11 protein-coding genes are annotated in these 13,465 nt (G+C 51.2%); 6 read left to right on the top strand and 5 right to left on the bottom strand.

Annotation, left to right across the window (positions count from 1 at the left end):
• Positions 1–118: 118 nt before the first annotated feature.
• Both IQ268_RS10120 and IQ268_RS10125 read left to right on the top strand, forming a co-directional pair.
• Positions 119–316: a hypothetical protein gene (locus IQ268_RS10120; RefSeq protein WP_193878099.1), complete on the top strand. Its 198-nt coding sequence runs from the start codon at positions 119–121 to the stop codon at positions 314–316.
• Between the two features lie 209 nt (positions 317–525).
• Complete coding sequence (locus tag IQ268_RS10125; RefSeq protein ID WP_193878101.1) at positions 526–1,494, top strand: HEAT repeat domain-containing protein; 969 nt, start codon at positions 526–528, stop codon at positions 1,492–1,494.
• On the opposite strand, the gene IQ268_RS10130 is transcribed toward IQ268_RS10125, so the two are convergent.
• Positions 1,481–2,485, bottom strand: a complete 1,005-nt coding sequence (locus tag IQ268_RS10130) for an ABC transporter substrate-binding protein (protein WP_193878103.1) — start codon at positions 2,483–2,485, stop codon at positions 1,481–1,483. The two genes, IQ268_RS10125 and IQ268_RS10130, sit on opposite strands and share 14 nt — an antisense overlap.
• Before the next feature lie 253 nt (positions 2,486–2,738).
• Here IQ268_RS10130 and IQ268_RS10135 point away from each other — a divergent pair, with 253 nt between their 5' ends.
• A complete protein-coding gene (locus IQ268_RS10135; RefSeq protein WP_193878105.1) occupies positions 2,739–3,773 on the top strand; it encodes an aromatic ring-hydroxylating dioxygenase subunit alpha in 1,035 nt (344 codons plus the stop codon).
• 113 nt (positions 3,774–3,886) lie between these two features.
• On the opposite strand, the gene IQ268_RS10140 is transcribed toward IQ268_RS10135, so the two are convergent.
• Positions 3,887–5,278 (bottom strand): hypothetical protein, encoded by a 1,392-nt coding sequence (locus IQ268_RS10140; RefSeq protein WP_228035240.1) that lies wholly within the window; start codon positions 5,276–5,278, stop codon positions 3,887–3,889.
• A 481-nt stretch (positions 5,279–5,759) separates the two neighbouring features.
• Here IQ268_RS10140 and IQ268_RS10145 point away from each other — a divergent pair, with 481 nt between their 5' ends.
• Positions 5,760–6,092 (top strand): hypothetical protein, encoded by a 333-nt coding sequence (locus IQ268_RS10145; protein WP_193878107.1) that lies wholly within the window; start codon positions 5,760–5,762, stop codon positions 6,090–6,092.
• Positions 6,093–6,896: 804 nt separating this feature from the next.
• Positions 6,897–8,471 (top strand): metallophosphoesterase, encoded by a 1,575-nt coding sequence (locus IQ268_RS10150; RefSeq protein ID WP_193878110.1) that lies wholly within the window; start codon positions 6,897–6,899, stop codon positions 8,469–8,471.
• 272 nt (positions 8,472–8,743) lie between these two features.
• On the opposite strand, the gene IQ268_RS10155 is transcribed toward IQ268_RS10150, so the two are convergent.
• From IQ268_RS10155 to IQ268_RS32210, 3 genes are all read right to left on the bottom strand, one after another.
• The gene (locus IQ268_RS10155; protein ID WP_193878112.1) at positions 8,744–9,256 is read right to left on the bottom strand and encodes a hypothetical protein; all 513 of its coding nucleotides are present in this window, start codon (positions 9,254–9,256) and stop codon (positions 8,744–8,746) included.
• A gap of 267 nt (positions 9,257–9,523) precedes the next feature.
• Entirely contained in the window at positions 9,524–10,651 is a 1,128-nt protein-coding gene (locus IQ268_RS10160; protein WP_228035241.1) for a polysaccharide pyruvyl transferase family protein, read from the bottom strand.
• Between the two features lie 413 nt (positions 10,652–11,064).
• Positions 11,065–11,349 (bottom strand): hypothetical protein, encoded by a 285-nt coding sequence (locus IQ268_RS32210; RefSeq protein WP_228035242.1) that lies wholly within the window; start codon positions 11,347–11,349, stop codon positions 11,065–11,067.
• 1,318 nt (positions 11,350–12,667) lie between these two features.
• Here IQ268_RS32210 and IQ268_RS10170 point away from each other — a divergent pair.
• Positions 12,668–13,444 (top strand): anti-sigma factor domain-containing protein, encoded by a 777-nt coding sequence (locus IQ268_RS10170; RefSeq protein WP_193878118.1) that lies wholly within the window; start codon positions 12,668–12,670, stop codon positions 13,442–13,444.
• Positions 13,445–13,465: the final 21 nt, after the last annotated feature.

Below are 13,465 nucleotides of genomic sequence, written 5' to 3' on the forward strand. Positions count from 1 at the left end.
TAGGCTATTGGCATCTGTTGCATCATCTTCAGGCGTTTAATTTAGCAATGGGTTATTAAGTTAACCCCACTCAAACTAGTACCCCCACGATGTTGGCTCTCAAAAAGGACAGAATCATATGACAGGCTCAAAGGGCAAAAGGCGGTTGCATTTAGATCTAACCGCAGACGCTTATCGGTTGTTACAAAAACTAGCAGATAAGTCCGGCCAGAACAGAGCCAGTGTGTGGCGGACTGGCTTAGCGCTACATGACCCGGTGGCAACAGCAACCCACTCCAAGCAAAACTTGACAGTCGTGGAGCAGAACATCCTCTAGCCCAAATGGAGGATAAAAAGCAGTAAAGCTACGCCAAAATTTGTTGCTTTAAAGCTGATCTTCTGTGTCTTCCAACCCATTTATCTGAAGTGGTACCTCTGTACTGATTTTTTGGTATAAACAGAGAAGGCTTCAGGACATGCAAGGTTATCAGCCCGTCTCATTTGCCTGTTGCCCATGCTGTGACGGCGAAGGAGCAAGGAGGCTGGATGCCAAAGTCGCGCAAACTGGAGCAAGAACTGGCTACGCTAGGCCAGGTGCGATCGCACCCCACCTCCGAAGAAGCGATCGCCCTCCTGAAACAGGTGCTTAACAGCAGATATGCCGTTGCGGTGGCGCAGGCGGCCAAAATGATTGGCGATGCAGAATTGTCCTTGCTCGCGCCTGCACTGGCCGCCGCGTTTCAGCGGTTGATGGTGAATCCGGTTGAAACAGACGCAGGCTGCACCGCCAAACACCGCATTGCCGAAGCCCTTTACCGCATGGGGTACAGCGATGAGTCTGTATTTTTGCGCGGCATTCGCCATGTTCAACTGGAACCCGTGTGGGGCGGTAAGGAAGATACTGCCGTGAGTCTGCGCGGGGTTTGTGCCCTGGGGCTGGTTCGGATGAATTATCCAGATGTGTTGAATGAGTTGGCTGATTTGCTTGCCGACCCGATACCGCTCGCTAGAGCCGCTGCTGCCAAAGCGATCGCCTACAACGGTTACACCCAGGGAGTGCCGCTGTTGCGGCTGAAAGTGCGAACGGGCGATCGCGACCCGCAGGTGCTTTCCGATTGCTTTATGGCGCTGTTGCAACTTGCGCCCCAGTCGTCTGTGGCGATCGTGGCTGAATTTCTGGAGGCTGACGATCGCCACATCGCGGAACTGGCTGCGCTGGCGCTGGGAGAATCCCGCCTGGAGGCTGCATTTGAGGTGTTGCATCAGTGGTGGCAGCGATCGCCCCAGCCCGAACAGCGGCAAACGGCGTTAGTGGCGATCGCCATGCTGCGTCAGGATGCTGCCGTGGCGTTTCTGCTGTCATTGATTGAGACAGGAACCGGGCTAGATGCGCGCGCTAGCGTTGCGGCTCTGGAACTGTATCGTCAGGATGATAGCCTGTGGCAACGGGTACGGGCTGCCGCGACCCATCGCGAGGATGCGTCGCTAATGTCCCTCGTTTCTACAATGCCTTGACCAGCGAATCGTCATAGAGCATAGCTGGATCAATGGGTTGGTCAATTAACTCCATTTCCTCGCTCGTCTGAATCGCAAACTCAAGGCTGTCGATCACATTGAGTGAATCATCAGGATTGAACACAATGGTTTTGTTTTCTTCTAGATTGAAGATGCGAACCGTCTCCAATAAACTCGGCACTTCTGCCGCCGCAACGCCTAACTTTTTGCCAATAATTTCAGAGGCTTCGTCTGGATTATCGCGGACAAACTGCACCCCTTTGTCGATCGCCCGTAAGTAGGCCAAAATTTCAGACTGGCGGTCTCGAATGGTCGCTTCGTTTGCCACTAACCCCACCGGAATAAGGTTGGTGTTGCGGGACGTAAACACAATCTCGCCCTGTCCCTCCTGCGCGGCGCTACTGAGATATGGCTCATAGGTGACGGCAACATCAATTTGCCGACTGGCAAACGCAGTAGCTGCTTCGGCAGCGGTCATATTCAGCAGCGTGACATCGCTTTCGCTCAGACCTCCATCCTGCAAATATCGGTGCAACAACAACATCTGAAGCGGTAAGTTTTCCCAGGCAATTTGTTTTCCCTTCAGGTCTTGGGGTTGAGTAATATTCCGTGCCAAGATCCCATCTGCGCCATCGGAATAGTCGGACAGCATAATCAACCGCAGGGAAGGATCGCGCCCGGCGATCGTGATCATATCTGGAACGCCTGTCCAGGCTAAATCCAACCGACCCGCCAGCAACGCCGTATTCACATCGGTGGCAACCTGAAAGTAATTATCTTGAACTGTAATGTCTTCTTCGGCAAACCAATCTTTATCAACCGCCACATAGTGAGCCGCAAATCCGGGCCAGGGGGATGATGCCACAATTAATGGCCTGGAACTGGCCTGGGGCGTTTGGTTGGAGGGTGACTGATTGCAGGCAAACAGCACTCCTATAGTAATGGTGCTCAGCAGCAAAAACCGAATCATTCGGCGAGCGGTAATCAGCATAACTCTCTTTAAAGGATGAACAAGCTTAACGGCATCAACAGAGGCATCGTCAGAGTAGAGCGCTGCAAGCGCCCAGGTTGCAAGGGCTAAACGCCCGGCATAGAGTTGACGATTATTTACATAATCCGATTTGCCGCTGGAAAATAGTCACTCCCGACACTAAACCAGTGCGACTTGAAGAAACGTCTCGTTTGTTGCAGAAGCGATCGCCCAGCGGTGATTAAACTCGAAATGCCGAGCAGACGTATGGCCTATGTTGGTGACAAAGCAACCTGTCTTAAAGCGGTTTTGGTATCCTGTTTTGCCGTTAGAGCAGCTATCCGAGCAGCCTCAATCCTTTCAACTGTTGGGTCAGCACATTGCAATATGGCTCGATGAGCAGGGTCAACCCGCCGCCGTAGAAGACCGCTGCTGCCACCGAACCGCGCAACTGTCTAAGGGAACGGTGGTAGACGGTAACATTAAATGCCCCTATCACGGCTGGACGTTTGACGCGACAGGAACCTGTGTCCGCGTCCCCCAAATTCCTGATAGTTCTGTTCCAGCGACTTACCGAGTCAAGAGTTTTCGTTGCGCGCAGCGGTACGGCTATGTGTGGGTCTGTTTAGGTGAACCGCTGGCCGAGATTCCGCTATTACCGGAAGCAGACGATCCTCACTTTCGCCTGATTCCCGAATTTTATGAACCGTGGAACTGCGCCGGACTGCGAGTGATGGAGAATGAGTTTGATACGGCTCATCCCACCTTTGTGCATCCCAAAAGCTTTGGCAGTCCCGACCATCCCACACCAGAGGTCATGGAGATTGTAGAAACCGCTCGCGGTATTCATCTGCGTGCCGTGTTGGGAGTCGTCAACCCGCCGTTGCAACAGCAAAATCTTAAAATGGCGCAAACGGGCACGGTTCGCACAATGGATATGGATTGGTTTATGCCGTTTACCTGCAAATTACGCATTGCCTATCCCAATGGATTGGTGCATATCATTGTGAACACAGCAACGCCGATCAACGACTCCTCCTCTCAAATTGTGCAATTCTGCTTGCGGAACGATACCGAAGCAGAGACAAAAGCGATCGATGTGGTTGCGTTCGATCGCCAGGTCACTTTAGAAGATAAGGCCATTTTAGAAACCACAGAATGGGATGTTCCGCTGGGGGTAAGCCACGAACAGCACATGCTAACCGATAAGCCTGGAATCATGATGCGGCGCAAGTTGCTGTCGCTGTTGAAAGCCCATGATGAGGTAGAACACACTCAAGCCAAGAGCAAGGAAGGCGTTCTGATCTAGCTAGGCCGTTCCTGCTCTGTCATTCATTGGTCATGTATTGATTATGTATTGGTCATTGGTTCGTTGTTCAAATGAACCAGTGGTACGTGGATTCTGCTTGAGCCTGCTAGCTGCTAACGTCCTGGTTGACCAGAGGCCATCTGCGATCGTCCAGCTAACGCCGCTTCAATTTCATTCAACTGAACTGGCGTGTTAGCATCCCCTGGCACATCTACCACTACTAAATATCCCTGTAGGCGTTCTCCACTGAGTGTGGACAGCGTGTTGAGAATAGTTGGCATGTCGGCCTGTTGTAACCGTCCTGCCGCGTCATACCGCTCAAGGGCAGAGAGACAGCCAATGGTTGGATTCCACTCCCCGGCGGTGGGATAACGGCTGTTGTTGGTAAAGAAGCCCGGATCTTCGCCACTGCCATGAATGCGGAACAAGCTGCGACCCGCTCGCCCTGCCCAATAGCTTTGCTGCACCGGAGCGTAATTCCGCCAGGATGGGGGCAACAAAGATTGATACGCGGCAACGCCTCCAGTCCATCCTGGCTGTCCGGGCAAAAACTCTTGCACCCCCGCTTCATAGGGCAAAAAAAGCTTAACCAGCGAAAAGGCACCATACGCTCTGAATGTAGCAGGGTCAGCCGGACGAGTGCCCTCAATACGATAGATGCCCTGCGGCGTTTGGCCGCGCGTAAAGTTCCACGAGAGTTCGTGCAGCGATCGCAACAACAGCGGCACTGACCACAATTGCCCTCCCTGGCGCACAAACTCGCCGTTTCCGTCCTTCAAAACGGTTTGACATAGCACGCCTCGATTGGAACGGCACAACACATACATCTGCAATTGGCCGGGGGCAATCGTCCACTCCAGCAAGTCTTGCAAGGGTGGCATGACAGATGGGCGATCGAGTTCTGCTATCTCGCGCAAGGTGGAATACAGATAAACGTTTTCCTGCCAGTTGGCGAAGCGCTGACGAATGCGATCGCTGATCTGCTGCCGCTGCTCTGGGGGCATTCCTGTTTTTACCAGAGCCGAAAGCGCCATCGCAACCCATTCTGGATTGGGGCTACGTTCTGCCGTTTGCAGAAATTGTTGACCCACCGCCGCATACTGACTGGGATTACTGAAATAAAGCTGAGTGCCAATCTGCATGGCCATATCTACGGTTTGCCGCTGTCCGTTCGATAAGCCAGGTTGACCTGTTAATGACACAATGTGAGCGATCGCCTCGGCTACATAATCTGCCTGGGGTTCAACGATCGCTGTTGTCCACAGAATATTGCGCCAGTGGCTCACGTTAGCCTCGCTTACCGGAAAGCGAGCCACGTCATAATTTTCAGGACGAACTTGACGAACCTGCTGTTGCCGCTGCTCTTCTCTGGATGCTGCCGTTGCTTGGGCAACGGTTGTTTGGGCGATCGCAGGAGCCGCCGCCCAACTGCTTATCGCTAACAGGGCGGGCAACACAAGCCGATTGAGCCGATCAACGCGTAGAGTTGAAGCGTCAAGACGCATGGTTTCGTAGACTGACTAAAAAGAGTTAGACCTTAGAATAACAGCCAATTGCAACGAAAACTACAGCGGTTGCAGTGCGGTTGAGCGCCGTTTCTTACCCCCTGAGCCTTAGCTATTTCTGTGACCCAAGGGCTAAGAGTGGGTAAATTTCGACGTTTGCATACCTCCTCTCGATGTAAATCCCCTGCGAGGGTACTGCGATCGAGCTACGGAATCCTCACAATAGATACATGTAGATGAAGGGATTCTTCACATACCATCGGAACGCATCTCAGCCTGGATGCGTTCCGTCTCTAATTCGATGCAAGGTTTAGGGTGTTACTGCCGTTGGCGAGTTGGGTTGTAGGAGAACCAGCGAAAAGCTGCTCCCATGTCTGGTCTGCTTCAGCCACGTTCGCGAGTTGATATTGCTCTATGCGGTTTGAGTGGATTGCTGACCCGATCGCCGCGCCGTACACCAGTGACCCTGGATTTTTAGACTATGGCACTTGCCACCCGCTCTCATTCTCCCTCCTGCCCTCGGACTAAAACCGCTACCAACCGCGATCGCACCTGCTCGTCACCATTGGCTGACCCAAACGCAACGGTGCCTGGAGGCGATCGTCAGTCCATCGAGCCTTCCACAGTCCGCAGACAGAAGTACCAGCGATACAACAAACAGCACCGCCGCCTGAGATGGCGGGTCAAACGGCAATGGCACGTGTGGCTACGTTACATCCATCAACCACTGGTTTTGCACGATGCTCAAGTTGAGCTATGCCTGAAGCTGGTCTATTTGGGGTGTATTCTGGCTCTGCTTAGCAGTTGGTTTTAGCAAACTTAAAATATATCGAGATTAATCTAACGACATACATTTTTCCTACCTAAGGGTGAGTAGGGGTAAAAGTGACCTGAGTAAGTTAAAAGTAGAACCGTTATTAAAATGTCATGTATACGTTGCGTTTTCGGCTCAAACTTTGGACATTGAATCATCTACCTTTGCTACCCAACGTCAGACGCCTGTATCAAGCGCAACATCTAAAGCGGTGTTGGAGAATTAGCGATTCCTGGAGCTATCATCCAGAGCAAAGCTGATAGTTCAATGTTGGAATCACTACGACCCAACAGCGCTGGCAGCTATGCTTCCGACCGGACGCAACAAGAAATAGCGGGTAAGACCTTGTAGTTTTACCCACCTTCTGTAGGAATGCCTGGGTGTGTCTAACGATAGTCTCATTCCTGTAGAACATCCCGCTAACGGTAGAGCTGAAACCGTAAACGTGAAATTGAGGGGCGTTGAGCAAATTCATATCGTGGTTGGGCAATGCCCTATTTGCAGCTATCCATTTGCAGCTATCAATGAGCCATACTATTCGCCCCTCAAGGAAACTGAGTGACTAACGCTGTTGAGGGGGGAGTGGCGATCGCCCAATCAGGTTCATGGCCAATCAGGTTGATAGCCAATCAGGTTGATGGGAAGAGGCGGCTTGAAATGGACTCCGTCGTTTAACACGGGCAATATTCAATTACCGACGAACGCACATGAGTCAGCCTATTACAATAACAAAGGCGGTCGTTGTGCAACCTAAAATTGTTTAACCAAAAAATTATATTGCCAATCTCTTAGGAGCAGTACATCGTGCGCTTTGTGTCTGACCCATCCATCTCCGTTAAAATCCGCAAAATGAAACAGCGGGTAAAGTGGCGCGATCCTCTAATTGTTCAACGGGACATTGACCAGACGCAGCTCAAACTAGACGATGGTTCAGATGATTCTCCAGAATTTTCGTTTCTGGTGATTGGCGATACAGGGTCAGGATCATCTCAGCACCAAAATCCGCAACGGCGAGTGGCTGAGCAAATGCTGCCTCATTTGGACACCTGCCGATTTGTATTACACACCGGAGATGTCATCTATCTGGTGGGGTCAAGCGAATATTATGCTGAGAACTTTATTAAGCCTTACAGAGAATTCCTGGTAGGTGGCGATCGCCCCAAACAGATTCGCTACGACCAAATGCTGTTTAAGCTCCCAACGCTCCCGGTACCCGGCAACCACGACTACTACGATTTACCGCTACTGCAAGGCTTTTTGACCGGAATTACGCTTCCAGTGCGGCGCTTACTCAAGTTTCAGTTGGATTTTGACATGGGTTGGCACGGCTCGTTTCAGGGGAAAGCTTACGCTCAGGCGTTCCTGGACTGCCTCTATCACCTCCGAAACCCGGACGAATTCACCCGCCATCTCGACCAACATTACACAGCCATCAGCGATACAGGTCGATGCTTGCGCTATGAGCCAGGTGTGTTCACACGGTTGCCGAATCGGTACTACAGCTTTCGTTATGGTGGCATTGACTTTTTTGCGCTCGATTCCAACACGTTTAACGCACCTCAACCGCTCCCAAAAACGCGGGAGGGAAATCGCCGTCGTCGTGCCTTGGAGCAGCAGCGCGACCAGTTGGAACAAGAGAAACTGCAACTACTAGAACGCTCTGCTACCTTAAACCCTGATGAACCAGAGGATGCCGAGCATCTGTATGACATCAACACCAAGATAGAACAGCTTGATGAAGTGGCGATCGACATCCAGAAACAGCTTGATACCCACGAACCGCCTGTCATTGACCTGGAACAGTTAGATTGGTTGAAGCAACGGCTAACTGACTCCTGGCATAACTCTGAGGTGCGCGGACGGGTGATTTATTTTCATCATCCGCCCTATGTGACGGAATCAACGAAATGGCACCAGGCACAAACCATTATGGTGCGTCATCATCTGCGCCAGGTGTTTGATCAGGTCGCGGCAGCCGTGGGTTCATTGGCAGACGATCGCTCCATCGTGGATCTGGTGCTAAACGGCCATGCCCACTGTTTAGAACACCTCCGCACTCTGGATACGGGTCATGCGGATTCCCATATGGATTGGATTGTTTGTGGCGGTAGCGGCTACAGTTTGCGGCGGCAGCGGCAAGAAGGGCCTGAACTAACAGAACGGTTCACAGACAAAACGGGCGAGTATGAACGTCCTGTAGCGCGGTCGCAGCTTTACATTGGCCGCAGCGGTCATGGTTCTACGAAACGTCGGCCTTATTCCTTTATCCGGATTGACGTACAACCAGGAACCCCACCCAAGTTTGTTGTTCAGCCGTTTGTGGTAGAGCGATCGCAGCACGCGTGGAACTTCGATCAGCCCAAACCGTTTGTGATCTAAACGGCCACGGTATCCCAGTCGGCCTTTTCTGGTGACGCTCAAATTCTCTTAACCCCCCAATCTCCCAGTGCTGGGTTTCGACCTGAGCGCTCAGCCGAATGAGGACTTTGAATGATTTGAAGTCTTCTTTTGGGGGATTAAGGGGCAAATTGCAGCACCTTATTGAACAGGGAATGGGCACAGTAGCTTGCAATGGGGCTATTGATTAGGGAGAGCTACAGTGTCAGGGCTTTAAATTTCCGCCCTTTCCCGCCTGCCGGGGAGGAGGTGCTTTACTGCATACATAGCGTACTTAAATCAATGCGCCGACCGCTGGAATCAACCACACGGCAACTGCGATCGATTGACTCTACGGTTTGGGGTCGTTCATGTTGAATGTAGATGTAACCACTGGGCAGCGATCGCATTGCAACCACTGATTCCAGTGCCCCTTCAAAGTCGAGCGGAGCAGAGCGTGAATATTCAATCGTCGGTGCATCAACCGTCATGGCAATGCCCTCGCACCCCGGAATGTCATCCACTTTTGCTCTCACGGCACGCCAATCTTGAAGCTGATGATGAAACCACACCAGTTCTTCTCGATATTCGGGTGTGATATCGGAACTGCCAATTAATGGGCCGATCGCCTTGATGGACGCATTCCAGTCGTTGCGACAAACGGGTTCTTTAATAGCCGGATCAAGGTCAGGAATAGTGGCAGCAAACCCTTTATCAGCCAAACCAAATCCTTCTGCACCCAATAATGCGGGAGTTAATAGCGCAAGAGAACCAACTGTTTTAAGCATTTAGCGATACCGAACCGTTTATCATTCTTTTTCAGCCGATTTCGAGCCTATCCGGTCGCCCCAGGACAGATTTGCATCAGCAATGGTTGTCGGTAACGCTGCGACTATTTAGTTAGGTGATGATTGCTGTTCTCACGCAAGCCTGTGGTAGTCTTCTTGATCGCTACTGGCCTGTAGCTGGATGGTACTGGCTTAAGCGACTCTCCAGTTCTCAGATGCCCGAATTCATTGAGGAGCTAGGAGCGCAAATTTCCTGGTTGTTTCACTTCATAGCTGGAGGGATTGAAACCGAGTGCGATCGCCCAACTGCTCTATGAGTGGGTTAAATGCTAACGGCAATGGAAACCGCTCCAAAAATGACTCTGCCGACCAATGAATTGGAATCCAATGAGTATCGATCGCCTGAATCAGGTGTTCCCAGTTCGTTGGTCTTGGGCGAGGCTGTCCATACACAAACAGTGTTTCCGACCCAATCCCCCGATAGAAATCTCGCATCCGCAAATCAATACGTTCTGTTTCATCCTTTAAATGAGGAAAGGCAACTCCTCGACCCTGGGTTCGAAAATAAACACAGGGAATGCGGTAGGTTTCTGCTAACACTAACCCATGTAAACTGGTGCTGGCGATTCGCTTGCAGGCTGTTATTTCATGCAACTTCTCTTCAAGCGCATCAAACGAAGGTCGAGTAATAGTTGTAATAATACGCACTTGTGATGCTAATGCATCTGGAATGTGATATCTCAAAAACCTCTCGTTTACCGTTGAGCGATCGGTGCCTCCATTCAATTCCGACAGATGAACAATGATGCCAAGTTCATACTTTTTTTCTGGGGCAGGTGGAACAATGGCAGGTAAGAACCAAACCGGATCGCCATAAACATCGGGGATATCCAGCCCTTGTTGCTGAAACAGTTGAGCGCTTAAAGGTCCCCGTAATGCGTGTACACAGTAATGAGTCTGAACCAGACGATTCCAATGTTGAGAGGGTGGCTTGAGCAACGGTCTGGCTCTTGCTCCGGTTCCCCACAGGTGAATTGTGCCATGTTTCACTTGATGCCCAATGGAACCAACGCAGGTTAATCTTTCTGTTCGGGCATCAAAGTGATGATGCATGACGGGCAACCCCGATAAAGCACTGACAATGACCGGACTGAGCGCATCTCCTAAATTGGCAAAGGGAACTGTTGCCGTCGTTGCAGCCCAGGATAGAGGCACAACAAGGGCAGGACGTTCACCATGCACCTGGCTAGTTTGTTCTCGTCGTTGCTGGATAAATACATTTGTGTGGCGGGTCACAAGGCGGTCTTTTAAACCTGTTCCAAGTCTGACTAAGCGATTCAGGCAAGGACGACTGCTCCAGGGATGACGATGAGTGAGTAATGAAGTTAGGTTCATTCAATTTGCAGGATAGCTCCTCACCGCAAGCAGGTAAGGCTGATGACGAACGCGATCGTACTACTATACATCGGTAAATCGACCAACATACCGTAGTTTAAAAATGCTCCCACAGGCTATCAGAAAAATCAATAGAACTGACGCACAGGATGTGTGCTTAATCGTCTTGCGTTTACTCAGTCATCAGATCACATTGAACTGGCACCCTGGAAACTCAAAGATTGTAGATGTAGTCACTTCTCTCAGGCTTCGAAAGGCTCGGATGACACATTCTGACAACTCAGGAGAGTTCTTATGCGCCCAACACAACCTGGTTTTGAAGTCATTCTCTTTATCCAATCCACCTTTGGGCTACTTGGATTTTTGCTTCTGATTGCGCTACTGTAGCTTGGGATGCTTGTGCTAGTGAAATGCTAGATGATCCGATTGTGCAAGTCTCTGTATATCCTGGTTGGATTGTAGGGGTCAGTGGCACCAGAACAGATGGCTATTCCTGCTGGGTCGTTGGTTCTGACTGTGTGGCTCTCAATGATGGCAGACGGTATGAAACCAGTCATGATGCCATGCTGGTAGGGCGTGCCTTTGTTGAACGACACCTCTAACGTGGAGACAGGATACAAAAACAGCCGGAACCAATTCTGCGATCGCCGAGCCGATGCCATCAGGTGGGCGAACAAGCGGATTGCGAACAGGTGCATTGCTAACTAGAAGGAATAAACGGGTTATTGAACCACCTGCTGTGGGGCAACGGCACTGCAATGCCCTTGCAACATTCATGCCTGCATTCAGCCAGATTCAATTTGGTACGTTCGTCATGGAGAGAAGGGCGATCGCTTGATTCGCCTGTTCACTTACAGCCATTTTCATTTGCATTCACACGCCCCAAGCCCCACACCCATCTTGGCGAGACTGTGGCTGACTCGATTGAGAACTGCTGTAATTCGCCTTTTCAAACGTTGTGCTTCACTGTTTCAAGTCAGGTGAGCGATTACTGTTGCGATTACACAACGTCCAACCGTTTCAGGCGTTATGGCATGGTTCTGTAAAGCGATCTCATGCCGTTTGAGCGACTGAGAGGCTTAAACATCCCTTTACGTCACTCAACGCAGATTGGTCGCTGGCATCAAGCGCAGGGTAGACAGAGGCGACGGGCTTTCTGTACGATCGCCATACCGTCCTGGGTTACCGTTTGGCTCTAAAGATGCTGAAGTTTCCTCAAATGCCAAAGAAACGGCGAAATTGAAGCACAGGTTCGCTGAGAATGGTTCGGGCATGGCTCAGGCAGGAGCGATCGCTCGAGTGCGATCGCCCAACCGTAAACATGCATCCAATCCCCAGCGAAGCACGTACTTCAAAGCGAGCGTATCAAGATCAGGCTGCACCAGCTCGATTGTTAAATAGCGGGCAGATTCGTTTGCAGCAGGCTGATTACGGAGCTAGAGGATGTTTTAGCGGTGCTGAGTATCGCATCGAACCGCCCCCTTTTCTGGCTTTCCGCAGGTGCTAAGCCCCCCATATTGGGGAACTTCTGAGCCACTTCTGTTTCAAAGTCCCCGTTCGGCTGAGCGCTCACGTCGAAGCCAGAATTGGGGGATGTGGGGGGCAATGCAGCCCATTTGCTACGTTTTAAACGTCCTTTAACCTTAGAGGGTGTCTGAGAATAGCTCAACATTCTAAATTAGCCCCCTAAATCCCCCAAGATTGGGGGACTTTGAAACAGAATTGATTCGGAAGTCTCCCAATCTTGGGGGATTAGGGGGCGGTTCGAGTTGGAGCTTAGCACTTTTAAGACATCCTCTTAGGGGGGAGGGGGCGAACGTAGCCCATTTGCTAGATCTCAAACCTCCTTTAATCTTGGGGGTAGGGGCAAATTCAGCCCATTCGCTACGTTTTAGGTCACGTTCAAGTTAGCCATTGCTAAACCGCGAAATAGACCAGTAGATTCTGCTAAGGCGATCGCCAGGGGAGCGCTCTTCAAACCGATTCAACTCTGCACCTCATTGAATAGTGACACCGATGTCTATGCCCATGCCGTCAATGTCTCCAGAAGAATTGCAGCTATTAATCGCAGGTTATGTCCTCAGCGATCTTGACCCAGAGGAGGCAGCCGCGTTTGAACAACTCTTGGCCGCCAATCCGGCGATCGCTGAGGACGTTGCCCAAATGCAGAATGCATTAGAGGTGTCCTATGCTTCACCTGAAGTCATTCCCCCTGCCCACTTACGGGCTGACATTCTCAATCAAATTAGCTCGATGGCAGCCGAAACGGCGCGTCGCCCTGCATCAACTCGACCATTCCATAGACGGTCGTTTTCATGGCGTAGCCTGGTGGAAGTTGCTGCCGCCGGATTAGTCGTCGCGCTAGGAGTCAACAATTACCGCTTGTCGCAAGCGCTACAAACCGCGCAGTCTCAAACGATGCCGCAATACGCTACGACCACCTATGTCCTGGATGCAACTCAGGGCGACAGTGTCGCGTCTGCTGTGGTCACGGTTGATCCAAATAACCTGGAAGCCACATTAACAGCCGAGAACTTGCCGCCATTGCCGCCGGGTCAGGTGTATGTGTTGTGGACGGTCTTACAACAAGATGCCCCTTTTACCGTGGATGAGAAAGCGGCTATCTTAACGGGCGTGTTTCAAGTCGATAGCCAGGGAAGCGCCTCTAAAACGATCGCCGTTCCTCCGGTTTATCGAGTAGGCGGAGTGGTTAGCAGGGTTGCGGTGACAATAGAAGATGCCAACGCACCTCAAAGACATGCTGGCTCGCCAATTATGGTTACTGACTTGTGATGGCAGCGAGTGGGTAGGGGT

The organism is Oculatella sp. LEGE 06141 (assembly GCF_015207605.1).
Taxonomy (GTDB): domain Bacteria; phylum Cyanobacteriota; class Cyanobacteriia; order Elainellales; family Elainellaceae; genus Oculatella.